Annotated in this window: 16 protein-coding genes; 7 read left to right on the top strand and 9 right to left on the bottom strand. The window is 62.4% G+C overall.

The window, feature by feature from the left end:
* The first annotated feature begins 131 nt into the window (after positions 1-131).
* From AWB74_RS30835 to AWB74_RS30825, 3 genes are all read left to right on the top strand, one after another.
* A complete protein-coding gene (locus AWB74_RS30835; protein WP_061150408.1) occupies positions 132-662 on the top strand; it encodes an Lrp/AsnC family transcriptional regulator in 531 nt (176 codons plus the stop codon).
* A gap of 157 nt (positions 663-819) precedes the next feature.
* Complete coding sequence (locus AWB74_RS30830; RefSeq protein ID WP_061150407.1) at positions 820-1,632, top strand: mechanosensitive ion channel family protein; 813 nt, start codon at positions 820-822, stop codon at positions 1,630-1,632.
* Positions 1,633-1,713: 81 nt separating this feature from the next.
* A complete protein-coding gene (locus tag AWB74_RS30825) occupies positions 1,714-1,878 on the top strand; it encodes an FmdB family zinc ribbon protein (RefSeq protein ID WP_061150406.1) in 165 nt (54 codons plus the stop codon).
* Between the two features lie 20 nt (positions 1,879-1,898).
* Here the strand turns inward: AWB74_RS30825 and AWB74_RS30820 are convergent, their stop codons facing one another.
* Positions 1,899-2,801 carry a LysR family transcriptional regulator gene (locus AWB74_RS30820; RefSeq protein ID WP_061150405.1) on the bottom strand — a complete coding sequence of 301 codons (903 nt, stop codon included), beginning with the start codon at positions 2,799-2,801 and terminating at the stop codon, positions 1,899-1,901.
* A gap of 166 nt (positions 2,802-2,967) precedes the next feature.
* Positions 2,968-3,732 carry a ParA family protein gene (locus tag AWB74_RS30815; protein ID WP_061150439.1) on the bottom strand — a complete coding sequence of 255 codons (765 nt, stop codon included), beginning with the start codon at positions 3,730-3,732 and terminating at the stop codon, positions 2,968-2,970.
* Between the two features lie 32 nt (positions 3,733-3,764).
* Here AWB74_RS30815 and AWB74_RS30810 point away from each other — a divergent pair, with 32 nt between their 5' ends.
* Positions 3,765-4,004 (top strand): hypothetical protein, encoded by a 240-nt coding sequence (locus AWB74_RS30810; RefSeq protein ID WP_087039302.1) that lies wholly within the window; start codon positions 3,765-3,767, stop codon positions 4,002-4,004.
* A 488-nt stretch (positions 4,005-4,492) separates the two neighbouring features.
* Here the strand turns inward: AWB74_RS30810 and AWB74_RS30805 are convergent, their stop codons facing one another.
* The 6 genes from AWB74_RS30805 to AWB74_RS30780 all read right to left on the bottom strand — a co-directional run bounded on the left by AWB74_RS30805 (position 4,493) and on the right by AWB74_RS30780 (position 10,681).
* Positions 4,493-5,002 carry a hypothetical protein gene (locus AWB74_RS30805; RefSeq protein ID WP_061150438.1) on the bottom strand — a complete coding sequence of 170 codons (510 nt, stop codon included), beginning with the start codon at positions 5,000-5,002 and terminating at the stop codon, positions 4,493-4,495.
* 62 nt (positions 5,003-5,064) lie between these two features.
* The gene (locus AWB74_RS30800; protein WP_327362683.1) at positions 5,065-6,183 is read right to left on the bottom strand and encodes an ABC transporter ATP-binding protein; all 1,119 of its coding nucleotides are present in this window, start codon (positions 6,181-6,183) and stop codon (positions 5,065-5,067) included.
* A gap of 5 nt (positions 6,184-6,188) precedes the next feature.
* On the bottom strand, positions 6,189-7,226 hold the full coding sequence (locus AWB74_RS30795) for a carbohydrate ABC transporter permease (RefSeq protein WP_061150404.1): 1,038 nt from the start codon (positions 7,224-7,226) through the stop codon (positions 6,189-6,191).
* Entirely contained in the window at positions 7,226-8,374 is a 1,149-nt protein-coding gene (locus AWB74_RS30790) for a carbohydrate ABC transporter permease (protein ID WP_061150436.1), read from the bottom strand. Before AWB74_RS30790 ends, AWB74_RS30795 begins: the two co-directional genes overlap by 1 nt.
* A 50-nt stretch (positions 8,375-8,424) precedes the next feature.
* The gene (locus tag AWB74_RS30785; protein WP_061150403.1) at positions 8,425-9,903 is read right to left on the bottom strand and encodes an extracellular solute-binding protein; all 1,479 of its coding nucleotides are present in this window, start codon (positions 9,901-9,903) and stop codon (positions 8,425-8,427) included.
* A gap of 49 nt (positions 9,904-9,952) precedes the next feature.
* The gene (locus tag AWB74_RS30780) at positions 9,953-10,681 is read right to left on the bottom strand and encodes a GntR family transcriptional regulator (protein ID WP_235024743.1); all 729 of its coding nucleotides are present in this window, start codon (positions 10,679-10,681) and stop codon (positions 9,953-9,955) included.
* 123 nt (positions 10,682-10,804) lie between these two features.
* Here AWB74_RS30780 and AWB74_RS30775 point away from each other — a divergent pair, with 123 nt between their 5' ends.
* Genes AWB74_RS30775 through AWB74_RS30765 form a run of 3 tightly spaced genes read left to right on the top strand, consistent with a single transcriptional unit; the run spans position 10,805 to position 14,058 of the window.
* Positions 10,805-12,103, top strand: coding sequence for an L-fuconate dehydratase (locus tag AWB74_RS30775; protein ID WP_061150435.1), 1,299 nt, complete (start codon positions 10,805-10,807; stop codon positions 12,101-12,103).
* Complete coding sequence (locus tag AWB74_RS30770; RefSeq protein WP_061150401.1) at positions 12,091-12,975, top strand: ATP adenylyltransferase family protein; 885 nt, start codon at positions 12,091-12,093, stop codon at positions 12,973-12,975. The genes AWB74_RS30775 and AWB74_RS30770 overlap by 13 nt, the downstream gene beginning before the upstream one ends.
* A gap of 54 nt (positions 12,976-13,029) precedes the next feature.
* Positions 13,030-14,058, top strand: a complete 1,029-nt coding sequence (locus tag AWB74_RS30765; RefSeq protein WP_061150400.1) for a S1C family serine protease — start codon at positions 13,030-13,032, stop codon at positions 14,056-14,058.
* Between the two features lie 54 nt (positions 14,059-14,112).
* Here AWB74_RS30765 and AWB74_RS30760 read toward each other — a convergent pair whose 3' ends face one another.
* Positions 14,113-14,412 (bottom strand): hypothetical protein, encoded by a 300-nt coding sequence (locus tag AWB74_RS30760; protein WP_061150399.1) that lies wholly within the window; start codon positions 14,410-14,412, stop codon positions 14,113-14,115.
* Between the last annotated feature and the right edge of the window lie 248 nt (positions 14,413-14,660).

Here is a 14,660-nt window from a genome sequence, read left to right as displayed (position 1 = left end):
TCCACTAAGGCTTGAGAATGTGTTCAAGCATATCCATAGATGCGCAGAATGTGCGTCTCATTTGGCTGCTGCCCCGCTTTGCGGTAGTGTGTTTATTCTTCGAAAACGCTCGAAACCGGAATCTTTCGACTATGACCGGCAATGCCAAGCAGCGCCTCGACCGCACCGACATCGGCATATTGAATCAGCTTCAGCAAAATGCGCGCATCACCAACTCGGAGCTGGCGCGCGCGGTGAATCTCTCGCCGACGCCTTGCTTCAATCGCGTGCGCGCCCTCGAAAAAGCAGGGCTCTTCAAACAGCACGTTACCTTGCTCAATCCTGAAGCGCTCGGGCTGTCGATCAATGTCTTCATTCAAGTCAGTCTGGAAAAGCAGATCAAGGATGCGCTCGCGCGCTTCGAGCAGGCGATCAGCGAGCGCCCTGAAGTGATGGAGTGTTATTTGATGACGGGCGATGCGGACTATCTGTTGCGCGTCGTTTTGCCCGATGTCGCCGCGCTGGAGCGCTTCATTCTCGAGCGGCTCACGAAAATGCCGGGCGTGTCGAATATCCGATCGAGCTTTGCGCTCAAGCAGGTGCGTTACAAGACCGCGCTGCCCTTGCCCGCATCCGGACTTACCCTGCCCGATCAGAACGCCGACGAAGCCGAATGGACGTGAACGTTTCGCTGAAAGCAGTCGAACCTTCCGATCAAATTTAAACATTCCTGTAATTCTTGCGATGACGCAGCGCGTCGCCTATAACTCGTCAGGCCTGTCGGCATGTTTTCCCGGTTGAAAAAGCTATCTGGCGCGGCACTGCACGAGCGAGAAGAACATGAACATCGAAACCGTACGTGTATTCATCATGACGCGCGGCGTCGACCTAGCGATCATGGTCATCGGCGCCATTGCGCTATGGATCATCGGGCGCTGGCTCATCAATCTCGTCATCAGCGCAATGCGCAAGCTCCTTGCGCGCAACGGCCGCGTCGATCCGACGCTCGCGCATTATCTCGGCTCGATTCTCGGCGTCATTCTTAATCTGCTGCTCGTTCTCGCGATTCTGCAGATTTTTGGCGTTCAGACGACGTCGTTCGCGGCGCTGCTCGCGGGTCTCGGTCTCGCCATCGGCACCGCGTGGGGCGGGCTGCTCGCGCATTTCGCGGCGGGCGTGTTCATGCAGGTGTTGCGGCCTTTCAAGGTGGGCGATTTCGTGACGGCGGGCGGCGTCACCGGCACCGTCACCGAGCTGGGCCTCTTCGGCACGACGATCACAACGCCCGACAATGTCGCGGCCATCGTCGGCAACAACAAAATCTTTTCCGACACGATCTGGAATTTCAGCATGCTGCCGCATCGGCGCGTGGAACTGACGGCGAAGATCGCGAACGGCGTCGATCCGCTCGATGCGATCGCGCGCATCAAGGAAGCGGTCGCAAAAATTCCAAACGTCGCGACGACGCCACCGCCGGATGTCGAAGTGCTGTCCTTCACGCCCGAAGGCCCGCTTTTGTGCGTGCGGCCCTACACCAATACCAGCGACTACTGGCAGGTCTATTTCGACACCAATCGCGCGATCATCGAAACATTCAGGCAGGCGGGCTATCCCACGCCGGAGACGCCGCTCGTGCGCCGCGTCGTGAACTGATTTTCATGCGCCAATGCTGAACTAGAATGGGTTGAACCGGCGCTCATTGCGCCGGATCACCGGTCGCGCGCGGAGGATGACATGCCGACTTATCAATACCGTTGCCAGGATTGCGGCGAAACCTTCGAGCACGCGGAGCACGTCGCCGAGCACGCGACGGTGCAACTCAAATGCCCGAAGTGCGGCAGCGAGAAGGTCGCGCATGCGCCTGCGCCGTTCGTCGCGAAGACCACGAAGAAAAGCTGACGCATCGACGCACCGACGCATCAGGCCGCGCGGAATCGCACTTCGTGTGACGGCAGTCCGCCCAGGCGTGATGCGACGTGATCGATGAACGCGCGCAGGCGCGGCGCTTCGTGACGGCTTGGCGGCCACAGGATCTGGAACACGCCTTCCGTGCCCATGTGCGTGCCGAGCACGGCGCGCAGCATGCCGCCTTCGAGCGCGCTCTTCGCGATGAAGTCCGGCACGCACGCTAGCCCTAAGCCCGAGATGCAGGCGGCGAGCACGGCTTCCATGTCGTTGAAGGTGAGCGTCGCGTGCGGATCGATGGCGAACGTGTGATCGTCGCGCGTGAAGCGCCACGACTCGGGCCGCCCGCTTGCGGGAGAACGGAAGCGGATGCACGAATGACCTTCGAGATCGGCGGGCGTCGCGGGCTCGCCGTGACCGGCGAAATACGCGGGTGAGCCGACCACGACCGGGCCATATTGCGCGAGCGGCCGCGCGAGCAATTGCGAATCGGCGAGACGTCCGGTGCGGATCACGGCGTCATAGCCTTCCTGCGTGATATCGACCATGCGATCGCTGAAATCGATATCCAGTTCGATGTCGGGATAGCGCCGCCTGAATTCCGGCACGAGCGGCAGCAATAGACGGCTGCCGAGCGACGGCGCGGCAATTCGCAGCCGCCCGCGCGGCGACGATGTCGAATGGAACAGCTCGTTTTCCGCTTCTTCGAGATCGGCGAGCATGCGCTTGCAACGCGCGAAGAAGCGCGCGCCTTCGTGCGTGAGGCCGATTCTGCGTGTCGTGCGATTGAGCAATTGCACGCCGAGCTTCGCTTCGAGGCGCATCACGCTCTTGCCCACCGCCGACGCGGATAGACCGAGCGCGCGCCCCGCCGCCACGAAACTGCCCGATTCCGCCGCGCGCACGAACGCGACCATGCCGGAGAGGCTTTCTGTCGATGGAGGCCCGCTCGGTGCGGGATGGGCCTGCGAGGGAACGGTCGTCATATGCGTCATCATCGGGAAATACGGCGCGACGGAATGCGCCTGTCTCCTGCATGAACGTCCGCGACGACGATTTATTCCCGACTATCTGCGCCTCGTTTCAGCCGTTGAGCTCTTCGTGCAGCGCGACATACTCTTGCGCGAGCTTGTGACGCGGTTCGAGATAGATCATCGGACGCGCGTGCTGATGGCTCTCGCGGATCTTCACGGAGAGCGACAGATGCGAATTGAGCACGGGGAGATCTTCGCTGCGCAGTTCGTCGACGAGTTGCTGCGGCAGGCTTGCGCGCGGCTGAAACTGATTGATGACGATGCCTTCGACGCTCAGGTCCGGATTGTGATCGTGGCGGATTTCCTGCACGTTATCCAGCACGGAATAGAGCGCGCGGCGCGAGAAGTCGTCGCAATCGAAGGGAATCAGGCAGCGCTCGACGGCGATCAGCGCGGAGCGCGTGAAAAAGTTGAGCGCGGGCGGCGTGTCGATATAGACCGCGTCGTAGTCTTGCAGCCCTTTCAGCGCGTCGCGCAGCTTATAGATCTTGTAGCGTGATTCGAGCTTGCTTTGCAGCGATTCCAGATTCGGATGCGACGGCACGATGTCGAGATTTTCGAACGGCGTCGAGTGAATGAAGGAATCGAACGTGGGTTCGCGGAAGCTGTAGCTCAATGCCGATTCGAAGAAACTCGCGAGATTCGGCTGCGCGTCGCGGGCGTTGGCGCCGAGCAGGTACTGGCTGGCGTTGCCTTGCGGATCGAGGTCGATGACCAGTGTGCGCACACCGCGGGAGGCGCTGATCGCGGCGAGATTGCAGACGATGGTGGACTTGCCTACGCCACCTTTTTGATTGAAGACCACACGGCGCATCGGGTTTTTCATCCTCGGGTTGGTGAACGGTCGTGTTTTTGGTTTTTTTGGGTTTTGATTGGGTGGGTTTCCCCAAGGGGGTGATATTAGCGCATCGGTTTGTTGTTTTTGCTTCGGTTTTCGTGGAATGCTGTTTTCGTGTCGGTCTATTAGCGTTGCCCCTCCCCGGGGCGGGGGTAACTTTCTTTGCTGCTGCAAAGAAAGTCACCAAAGAAAGCAGCTATCCCCAGCCTAAGCACTTCACACCGGCCGCGGCACAGGCGATTGGCTGAATGGAACCCGGAGTAGCGAGTGCCCCCACAAAACTCGGGCGGCTTGGATCGCGCACGGTCTGCCGCCCGATAACGTCAAGCATGCTGGTTCAGCACAAAATAGCTTCGGCACAGCGCTACGCGCTGCCGCCGGGCATGCAAGGGAAACCAACTGATCACAAGTGCAGTGAGTAAAGCGCACGCAAACCGAATCGACCGGTCGGCCGCGAAGCGGGCCGGAGCTTGCAAGGGCTGAACCAGTTCGTTAAGCGGCGCGATGAAACAGACCGTGCGCGATCCACACCCGGTTAGACCTACGAGAACACTCGCTACTCTGGGTTCCATTCAGCCAATCGCCTGTGCCGCGGCCGGCGTGAGGCACTTTGGATGGGAAAAGCTGCTTTCTTTGGTGACTTTCTTTGCAGCAGCAAAGAAAGTTACCCCCGCCCCGGGGAGGGGCAGTGCTAATAGACCGACACGAAAACAGGCTTCCACGAAGAAAAAAAAATTCAAGGAAAAGCAGGAATCGTAGGATCCGCCCCTTCGAGGTCGGCCTCCGGATGATGCCCCTTCACCAACGCCTCGATCTCCTCGAGGCGCCCCGTCGGTACATCGACCATCATCAGCAATTCGCCTCCCTCGATCGCATTTTCGAAGCGCCGCAAGCGCGTATTCGGAATCCCCACGCCGATCATCGTCGCGGCCCATGCGCCGAAACCCATGCTCGCGAGCGTCATGCAAACGACAGCGCCCCCGGCAATCGTCAATCCCGCCGGCGGAAACGCCATTGCAACCAGCCCGGCGAGCACGCCCGTCACACCGCCCGCCGCCGTTCCGCGCGCCAGCGCCGGCAGAAGATCCGAGCGCTGAACCAGCGTGGCCTGAGGCAAATCCTCGAGCTGCGTATGAGGCCGCGCGAGCACATGGATATGCCGCCATTCGATCCGCTTCAGAAGCAGTTCGTCGATGATGCTCTTCGCGCTCGCCACGCTCGGCAAAAGAAAATAGATGCGCCGCATTTCGCGCCCCCATATATCGAATTCCATGTATTCAATATAGACGACGCGAGAAAGCTCGTTTTTCAAACAGCTTGCTGAATGCGTGCACCGCTTTCATCGAAGAAATAAATGCGCTCGCGATTCACGCGCACGCCCGCCGCGCCGCCGATCTCGCCCGCAAAGGTATTCGGCACCTTCACGACGATCTGCTGCTCACCCACGTTCATCGTCACGAGGGAATGATCGCCGATCAGCTCGACCGAATAGATGCGTCCTTGCAATTCGCCTTCGCCCTGCCGCATCAACGAACATTCCTCCGGACGCACGCCGAGCGTCGCGCGGCCTTCGTGACGCAACGGCGCATCGAGCGACAGACCGGGCGCTTCGAAACGTCCCTGCGCGAGCGTGCCGCGCAGAAAATTCATCGGCGGCGATCCGATGAAACCCGCGACGAACAGATTCGCCGGGTCCGAATAGATGCGCGCGGGCGTATCGAGTTGCTGCAACGCGCCCTTGTCGAGGACAGCGACACGATGCGCAAGCGTCATCGCTTCGATCTGATCGTGCGTCACGTAGATCGTCGTGATGCCGAGCTCGTGTTGCATGTGCTTCAATTCCGCGCGCATGTGGCCGCGCAGCTTGGCATCGAGATTGGAGAGCGGCTCGTCCATCAGGAACGCAGCCGGCCGCCGCACGATTGCGCGCGCCAGCGCCACCCGCTGACGCTGCCCGCCCGACAACTGACGCGGCAGGCGCGCAAGCAAAGGTTCGAGCTGGACGCTCGCGGCCACTTCGCGCACCGCCGCTTCGATCTCGGCCTTCGGGCGCTTTCTCACGATGAGCGGATACGCGATGTTCTCGAACACCGTCTTGTGCGGATACAGCGCATACGACTGAAACACCATCGCCACATCGCGGTCGCGCGGAAGCTGATGCGTGACATCGGTATCGCCGACGAACACCGCGCCTTCCGTCGCCGATTCGAGTCCCGCGACGATGCGCAGCGCCGTCGTCTTGCCGCAGCCCGATTCGCCGAGCAGCACGAGGAATTCGCCCGCCTGCACGTCGAGCGATAAATCGCGCAGCACGCGCGTGTCGCCGAACAGCTTGCCGACGTTTCTCAACGACACGCTCTTCGACTGACGCGCCGCCGCGATCTTCGTCAGGCGGGTGTCGTCGACCTTCACCGCCTCGCTATCCATGACCGTCATCCTTTCACCGCTCCCACGAGAATGCCCCGCACGATGAAGCGCTGCAGCGTGAGCGTGAGCAGCATCACCGGCAGGATCATGATGAGTATCAGCACCGACATGTTCCACCATTGCGGACCGCGCGTCGCGTTCTGCGCAGCGACGAGCAGCGGCATCGTCTGTGCATTCGCGGTCGTCAAAAAGAGCGCGAACAGATATTCGTTCCACGACAGGATCAGCACGAGCAGGCCCGTCGCGACAAGGCCAGGCGACACGAGCGGCAGCACGATGCCGAAGAGAATCGAGAAGCGCGTCGCGCCGTCGATCTGCGCGCTCTCTTCGATTTCGCGCGGCACGCCTTCGAAGAAATCGAACATCAGCCACACGACGATCGGCAGATTCGCCGTCGCATACGTGATGATGAGCGCGAGGTGCGTGTCGAGCAGGCCGGCGTCCCTGAAGATGAGATAGATCGGGATCACCGTGACGACGGGCGGCAGAATGCGCTGCGAAACGACCCAGAACAGAATGTCGTCATTGTTCAGCCGTCGATGCGCGCGGCGCATGATCGGGCGCAGCAGCAAAAAGAAGAGCGCGAACGCGACCACGAACGCGATGCGCAGATCGACGTGGCCCCACGCGACCGCCGCGATCAGCAACGCGATCAACACAATGCCGAGCCCCACGGCCGCGACCGGCGGCCGGTATTCGATGCGCGCGAGCGCATACGCGGCCATCGAGCCGAGAAACACCGCTGCGGCCGTGCTGCACGACGCGACGATCAGCGAGTTCATATAAGGCCGATACGTGTCCGGCCCGAGATCGACGAAGATGTAATGCCACGCGTCGAGATGCGGCGTGAAGTCGACGAAGGGAATGTAGAGCGGGCCCGTCGATACATCCACCGGCAGCTTGAACGATGTAATCGCCATCCAGTACAGCGGAAACAGCACGACGAGCGACCACAACCCGAGCAGCAGATAAGCGACCGCCTTACCGCCGGCCGGCATCTCATCCACGCGCGCGGGTACGAACCAGCGTTTGAACGCGTTCATCACTGCTCTCCTCGCGCGCGCCGCACGACGAACTGGAAGAACGAGACGCATGCGATCGTCGAGACGAAGAACAGCATGTACGCCACCGCCGACGCGCCTCCAAGATTCAGCGCGCGCCATTCGATGAACGCATGCAGCGTCATCGATTCGGTCGCGATGCCAGGGCCGCCGTTAGTCAGCACGTTCGGCAGATCGACGATCTTGAATGCTTCGATCAGTCGAATCAGCACTGCGCTGGCCGCAACGGGTGCGATGGACGGCCACGTCACGTCGCGGAACACGCGCCACGCCGATGCGCCATCGAGCTGCGCGGCCTCGATCTGTTCGCGCGACGTGCCTTCGAGCGCCGCGAGCATCACGAGGAACATGAAGGGCACCCATTGCCATGTATCGCCGATCACGACGACGAGCCGCGCGAGCCACGGGTCCGCCGCCCACGCGATCTGGCCGAGACCGAGCCAGGACCATAGCGGCGCGAGCGGGCCGATCGAGGTATCGGCCATCATGCGAAACATGTACGCGATGCCGACGGGCGTCACCATCAGCGGCAGAAAGAACAATAGTCGAAAGAAGCGCCCGCCCTTGAGCGGGAGCGTGCATAGATAAGCGAGCCCGAGCCCGATGAGAAACTGCAGCGCCACGCCCGACACGACGTAGAAGATCGTGACCATCAGACTGCCGAGCGCGCCGCCGCCGCCGAGCGTATTCGCCCCGAGCCAGACGAGCGCGAGAAACATGCACGCAGCAATCAGCCGTCCGATTGCGCCGATGATCGAGCGTCGCTCGCCTGTGAAGTAACGATAGAACCACACGATCACTGCAAGCACGGCGATCACCATCACCGCAATGCTGATGATGCCCGGCACGCGGAACACGCCGGTGAAGTGATACTGCTGACTGCCGGAAAAGAGCCGCACGTAATTTCGCAGGCCCGTGAATGTCAACTGATAGCCGCCCTCGCCCAGTTCGAAACGCGTCAGCGAAAGATACGCCGATGTGACGAGCGGAAAGATCGAGAATCCGAGAATCAACAGCACGGTCGGCAGCACGAAGACATAAGGCGCCTGCCTGTCGAGCCAGTTGGCGACGCGCGCGCGCGAGCCTCGCTCGTTCGCGGCCACGGTCGATGCGTGCGAAGGCGTATTCATCGAGTCTCCATAGCGGCGCGGATCACGGTCCGCGCCGCGCGTGACGCAGCTCACTTCGCGCCGATCGACGCCTTGTATGCGCGCAACTGGGCGTCCTTGCCGAGATCGTCGGTGATCTCGCTCCAGCCGCTGTCGATGGCTTTCATCGTCGCGTCGGCATCGATTTCGCCCGCGACGAAACGCGCCACCGCCGTATCGAGCACGACCTGCTCATAGCGCTGATTCTGCGGAATGCGCAGATCGATGATCATGTTCGGACTCTGCAGGCTCTGCTGAATCGCGCCAAGATACGACTTCGCCGCGGCGTCGCTCATGCCCGCCTTCTTCCATGCCGACATGTCCGTGAACTGCGAACGCCGATACGGATTGAAGCCCGATGCGCCGATGGTCACATCCACGTTCGATTGCGCCGGCTGGCTCATGAACGAGAGGAACGCATAAGCCGCGTCCTTCACCTTCGGTTTTGCCTTCGCGTTGATGCCGCCCGACCAGCCGCCGAATGCAGCGAACGGCGCATGGTTCACGCCGTCGATCGCATACGGACACGTGGCCTTGTCGCATGGCACGAGCTTGCCCGTGTCGCGATCGAGCACCTTGCGCGAGCCGGGCAGAATCACGGCGCCGACCTTGTCGATCACCTTCGACTGCTTCGGATCGATAGCGAGCACGCCGATATCGCCCCAGTCGAGCGTCAATGCGCAATGACCGGAGATGAACGCGCTGCGCGTATCGCCGACATCGAGATTGATTTCGTTGGGCGGGCCGTAGGTCGTCGATTCCTTATAGACGCGCAAGGCTTCCTTGAAGCCGTCGTTGTTTACGAGCGACTTGAAGTTGCGGGGATCGAAGAACGCGCCTTGCGACGTGCCTTTCGATTGCAGATAGCCGCCCGCGATCGAGATGATCGCCCAATACGCCTGCGCGTTGCGCTTCTTCGAAATGCACGAGCCCGCGACCGGCTTGCCATCGCCGCCGAAGGCCTTGCCGTTGGCCGCTTTCGCGATGTCGAGATAATCGTCCCACGTCTTCGGCGGCTCCTTGCCGAGCTGCTTCAGGATATCGGTGCGGTAATAGACCATCTGAAAGTCGCCGTCGAGCGCGATCAGATAGGTCTTGCCGTTGTACTTCTGCGAGAAGTCGACGAAGAACGGCATCACATCGCTTTCCTTCAACGCCGAGTCTTTCGAGACGCGCTGCGTCAGGTCTTCGAGGAACGCGCCTTTGGTGTAATCGACCATCCATTGCGGCGCGAACACCGCGGCATCGACGGAATTCGTGCTCGACGCCCAGTCGGTCAACAGCTTCTGATAGAGGTCAGAGAACGGCACCGTCAGCACGTTGATCTTCGCGCCCGTCAGCTTCTCGAACTCGGGCGCGCGGCGTTGCAGCGGCTCGGCGATCTGCGGGCCGACGAAGGTCATCACGTTGACGGTCACGCCCTTGAAGTCTTCTGCGGCCATCGCGGGCGATGCGGTGAAACATGAGGCTGCGAGCGCGGCTGCGGCGCCCGCTTGCTTGAACAGGTTCATTATGTGTCTCCTCCATTGCGGTTGATCACGCTTGGGTCTTTCTTGTCTTCTACTCCCTGAACAGGTCCGGTCTTTCTGCGGAAAAGCGCCGCAACTCCGCGACGACTTCATCGAGGTGATCGTGCATCGCGCGCGCGGCGGCATCGCCATCGCGTTTGCGAATGGCAGCGGCGATACGCCCGTGTTCCGCGAGCGTATGCGCGTGCCTTTCGGGACTCGCCATCAGGCGGCGCGCGCGATCGAGCGCATTGCGCGATGCCGCGACGATCTCCTTCACGCGCGGCAGATCGATCGCATCGAGCAGCAGCGCATGAAACGCGAGATCGAGCACATGAAACTCGCGGCGCAAGCCTTGCTGCACTGCATCGCGTTCGCGCTCGAGATTGGCGTCGAGCGCATCGAGCGTGGCTTCGTCGCAGCCAGCGGCCAGCGCGCGCACGGTCTCCACTTCGAGCGCGCTGCGGATGAAAAGATGCTGGCGTATATCGTGCATGACGATCGGCATGACGCGCGTGCCGCGCTGCGGCAATACTTCGACGAGACCCGCGGCCGCGAGCTTCGCAAGCGCGGACGAAACCGGAAAGCGCGAGACGCCCATGCGCTCGCATACCGCGAGCTTGTCGATCATCATGCCGGGCTCCATCGCGAGATTGACGATGGCCGCGCGCAGCGCTTCTTCGACCGCGTCGGTGAGGCTGCCGCGCTCCGAACCGTGCAACTGTGGCAAGGCGCGATAAGGGTCGGCGGCAAGGCTGTTTTCATTCGTCGATGTGCTCACGCCGCCCTTGATTTCGCACTAACATGCTAGCAGGCTAGGAGGCGAAACACGGGTTGTCAATGTCGATAAACCCCTTGCTTTGCAGCATCCGGAGCCGTCACGCCACCTTTCGAGGAGATGAAGATGACCCGCATCACGAAGCTCTCCGTGCGCGATATCCGCTTTCCCACTTCACGTTCGCTCGACGGCTCGGACGCGATGAACGCCGCGCCCGATTATTCCGCCGCCTACGTGATACTCGAAACGGATGCGCCCGGACTCGCCGGTCATGGCCTCACGTTCACGATCGGGCGCGGCACCGAAGTCGTCGTCGCGGCGGTCGAAGCGCTCGCGCCGCTCGTCGTCGGCAGAAAACTCGAAGAGATCGCCGCGGACATGGGCGGCTTCTGGCGCGCGTTCACATCGGATAGTCAGTTGCGCTGGATCGGCCCCGAGAAAGGCGTCATTCATCTCGCGACCGCGGCCGTGGTCAACGCCGTGTGGGATCTCTGGGCGAAGAGCGAAAAGAAGCCCTTGTGGAAACTGCTCGTCGACATGAGTCCGGAAGAGCTCGTGCGCTGTCTGGACTTCCGTTACGTGACCGATGCGATCACGCCATCGGAAGCGCTCGCGCTGTTGAAGCGTCTGCAAGGCACGCGCGGCGAACGCGAACAGGAGATGCTCGCGCAAGGCTTTCCGGCTTACACGACATCGGCGGGCTGGCTCGGTTACGACGACGACAAGATCCGCCGTCTCGCACGCGAAGGCGTCGCTGCGGGCTGGACGCATTTCAAGCAGAAAGTCGGCGGCAATCTCGAAGAAGATATCCGGCGCGCGCGCATCCTGCGCGAGGAAATCGGCCCCGAGCGCAAGCTCATGATGGACGCGAACCAGGTCTGGGAAGTCGATGAAGCGATCGCGAACATGCGCCGTCTCGCCGAGTTCGATCCGTGGTGGATCGAAGAGCCGACGAGCCCCGACGACGTGCTCGGCCATGCCGCCATCCGCCAGCGCCTGGCACCGATGATCGGCGTCGCGACCGGCGAGCATTGCCAGAACCGCGTCATCTTCAAGCAACTGCTGCAGGCCGAAGCAATCGACTTTTGTCAGATCGATAGCTGCCGTTTAGGCGGGCTGAACGAAGTGCTCGTCGTTCTCCTGATGGCCGCGAAGTTCGGCGTGCCCGTGTGTCCGCATGCGGGCGGCGTCGGCTTGTGCGAGTATGTGCAGCACATTTCGCTGTTCGACTACATCTGCGTGTCGGGGTCGCTCGAGAATCGCGTGCTCGAATACGTCGATCATCTGCACGAGCATTTTCTCGATCCCGTCGTCATCAGAAACGGACGCTATATGCCGCCGCAAACGCCGGGTTACAGCATCGAGATGCATGCAGCATCGCTCGAACGTCACGAATTCGGCAAAGGAGAAGCATGGCGCACGTGAAGGCCCCGACATGGCTCGACATCATCGCGCAAACCGAGCGAGCGCTCGCATGCGGCGCGCTGCGCTCCTTCGATACCGTGCAAAGCGCGATCGAGGACGGCGGCGTGCGCTTTCTCGTGAGGCAAGCGGCGAATCTCGCGCGCAAGGAAGAGGCGTCGAAGCTCGCGGCGAAATCCGCCGCGGATGCCGCGAGCGAATGGCGCGATCCGTTTTCGCCGTGCGAAGAGGCGTTGCGTGTCGGCGATATCGGCGAGGAGCATTTCCTGTTGCTCAACAAGTTCAACGTGCTCGCGCATCATCTGCTGATCGTGACGACGGACTTCGAGCCGCAGGAATGCCTCATCGGTGAAAACGATTTCGCCGCGCTCTTCGCCTGTCTGGATCGCTTCGACGGGCTCGGCTTCTATAACGGCGGCGCGATCGCCGGGTCGAGCCAGCCGCACAAGCATCTGCAGATGGTGCCCTTGCCGCTCGATGCCGATACGCAAGAGGCCTTGCCGATCGAACCGCACCTCGAAGCCGCGCGCACGAATGGCATCTTCCGCGCGCCCGGGCTCGCATTCGCGCATGCGGCGGCGTGGCTCGATAACCACGACGCGGCATACGCTCACGCAACGTATCGGCGCTTGCTGGATGCGATCGGCGTAGAGGCGCTCGATGTCGCGGGCGCCGCGCATCAGAGCGCGCCTTACAACCTGCTCGTCACACGCCGCTGGATGCTCGCGGTGCCGCGCAGCGTGTCGCATGTCGAAGGCGTCGCGGTGAATGCGCTCGGTTTCGCGGGCTCGCTCTTCGTGCGCGACGACGCGCAGCGCGGCATCGTCGAATCGCGCGGTCCGATGAAGCTGCTCGCGGATGCGGCCATCTCTTGAAATCGGCGGCGGCGGCCTGCATGTCGGCTTCCAGACATCGGGAGTTCAAGCAACATGGGAAGCCGGCCTCAATTCATCGACGATCTCGCGCGCGGCGCGCAGGACGCCGCGCCCTCCGCTCCGCTCGACGATACCGCGCTGCTCGACGCCTATTCGCGCACGGTCATCGGCGCGCTCGAACGCGTGCGGCAGGCAGTCGTGTTCATCTCCGTCGAGCGCCAGCTCGCCGATCAGCGCGGCGCGCGGCGCCATGTCGGCGGCACGGGCTCGGGTTTCATCTTCACGCCAGACGGCTATCTGCTGACCAATAGCCACGTCGTGCATGGCGCGACGCATATCGTCGTCACGCTCGCGGACGGCGCGCGCTTCGATGCCGATCTGATCGGCGACGATCCCGCTAGCGATCTCGCGGTGCTCCGCATCGGCTCGGCCGAACCGTTGCCGCATGTCGAACTGGGCAGCTCGGGTGCGTTGCGCGTCGGGCAGATCGCGATCGCCGTGGGCAATCCGCTCGGACTCGCGCAGACCGTCACGACGGGCGTCGTGTCCGCGCTTGGCAGAACGCTGCGCTCGACCTCCGGCCGCATGATCTACGACGTCATCCAGACCGACGCCGCGCTCAATCCCGGCAATTCGGGCGGGCCGCTCATCGATTCGGCGGGACAGGTGATCGGCGTGAACACGGCGATCATCTCCGGCGCGCAGGCCATTTCCTTCGCCACCGCGATCGATACGGCCAAGTGGGTCATCATGCAGATCTTCACGCACGGGCGCGTGCGGCGGGCGTATATCGGCGTGGCGGGCACGACCACGCCGATCTCGCGCCGCGTGCAGCGCTTCTTCGGGCTGAGCGCGGCGAGCGGCGTGCATGTGATGGAGATCGTGAAAGGCAGCCCCGCCGCGCTCGGCGGATTGCGCACGGGCGATCGTATCGTCGCGGTGGATGACATCGCCGTCGATAGCGTCGATGGTTTGCAGCGCACGCTGGATGCGTCGCGCATCGATCGGCCGGTGACGATCGCGGTGCTGCGCGGCACGCAGAAACTCGACATCGACGTGACGCCCGTCGAGCAAACCGGATGACGCTGCGGCGACGCATGCCTTCATCGCATGCGCCGCCGCTCACGCCGCTTCGCTTCATTCACTTCTTCTTCTGCCGCCGGTCTCCCGCGCTGGCTCTTCCACGTGCCCCGTGTCTCGTTCGTGCGTATCGGCGAAGACGTCCGCCAGGCGCTCGCGCAGCGCGGCCGCATCGCGCCGCAGCGGCTCGTTCGTCGACGCGACGATCAACGCATCGATGCGCCGCTGCCAGTATTCCTGCCGCATGACGGCAGGGCGCATCGGCGCAGTGCGCCCGCTCGTCGCGACGCGCTCCAGCTCCGCGATCATCCGTCCGATGTGCGCAAGTTCCTCTTGCGCATGTTGATCGGCGCTCACAGGCTTTCTCCTCGGCTTGCCCCGCGTCTCGATTTCAGCGCGGGTTCATGCAGTCCTAAACGGCCGGGCCGAAGCTTTTATTCCGGGGTTGTAAGCAAAGCGCGCCCGCGAGCGCCGGGTCCGGGCTTTGCGCTATTGCGTGTGTATTGACGATGCATTGACGACTATGTGCGCTAACAGCCAGTGCCGCCTGCGCGGCTCCGGCTTAATGTGGCAGCAGCAGGCAATGTTCGCGCGCACGGGCCGCC

The organism is Caballeronia arvi (assembly GCF_001544695.2).
Taxonomy (GTDB): Bacteria; Pseudomonadota; Gammaproteobacteria; order Burkholderiales; family Burkholderiaceae; genus Caballeronia; species Caballeronia arvi.
This window is presented reverse-complemented; position numbering and strand designations above follow the sequence as displayed.

Excerpts from the sequence above, each read along its gene's own strand:
- AWB74_RS30795 (WP_061150404.1), bottom strand. The coding sequence starts at position 7,226 with ATGAACGCGTTCAAACGCTGGTTCGTACCCGCGCGCGTGGATGAGATG.
- AWB74_RS30805 (WP_061150438.1), bottom strand. The coding sequence starts at position 5,002 with ATGCGGCGCATCTATTTTCTTTTGCCGAGCGTGGCGAGCGCGAAGAGC.
- AWB74_RS30775 (WP_061150435.1), top strand. The coding sequence starts at position 10,805 with ATGACCCGCATCACGAAGCTCTCCGTGCGCGATATCCGCTTTCCCACT.
- AWB74_RS30770 (WP_061150401.1), top strand. The coding sequence starts at position 12,091 with ATGGCGCACGTGAAGGCCCCGACATGGCTCGACATCATCGCGCAAACC.
- AWB74_RS30820 (WP_061150405.1), bottom strand. The coding sequence starts at position 2,801 with ATGGTCGCGTTCGTGCGCGCGGCGGAATCGGGCAGTTTCGTGGCGGCG.
- AWB74_RS30785 (WP_061150403.1), bottom strand. The coding sequence starts at position 9,903 with ATGAACCTGTTCAAGCAAGCGGGCGCCGCAGCCGCGCTCGCAGCCTCA.
- AWB74_RS30825 (WP_061150406.1), top strand. The coding sequence starts at position 1,714 with ATGCCGACTTATCAATACCGTTGCCAGGATTGCGGCGAAACCTTCGAG.
- AWB74_RS30835 (WP_061150408.1), top strand. The coding sequence starts at position 132 with ATGACCGGCAATGCCAAGCAGCGCCTCGACCGCACCGACATCGGCATA.
- AWB74_RS30800 (WP_327362683.1), bottom strand. The coding sequence starts at position 6,183 with ATGGATAGCGAGGCGGTGAAGGTCGACGACACCCGCCTGACGAAGATC.
- AWB74_RS30765 (WP_061150400.1), top strand. The coding sequence starts at position 13,030 with ATGGGAAGCCGGCCTCAATTCATCGACGATCTCGCGCGCGGCGCGCAG.
- AWB74_RS30830 (WP_061150407.1), top strand. The coding sequence starts at position 820 with ATGAACATCGAAACCGTACGTGTATTCATCATGACGCGCGGCGTCGAC.
- AWB74_RS30815 (WP_061150439.1), bottom strand. The coding sequence starts at position 3,732 with ATGCGCCGTGTGGTCTTCAATCAAAAAGGTGGCGTAGGCAAGTCCACC.
- AWB74_RS30790 (WP_061150436.1), bottom strand. The coding sequence starts at position 8,374 with ATGAATACGCCTTCGCACGCATCGACCGTGGCCGCGAACGAGCGAGGC.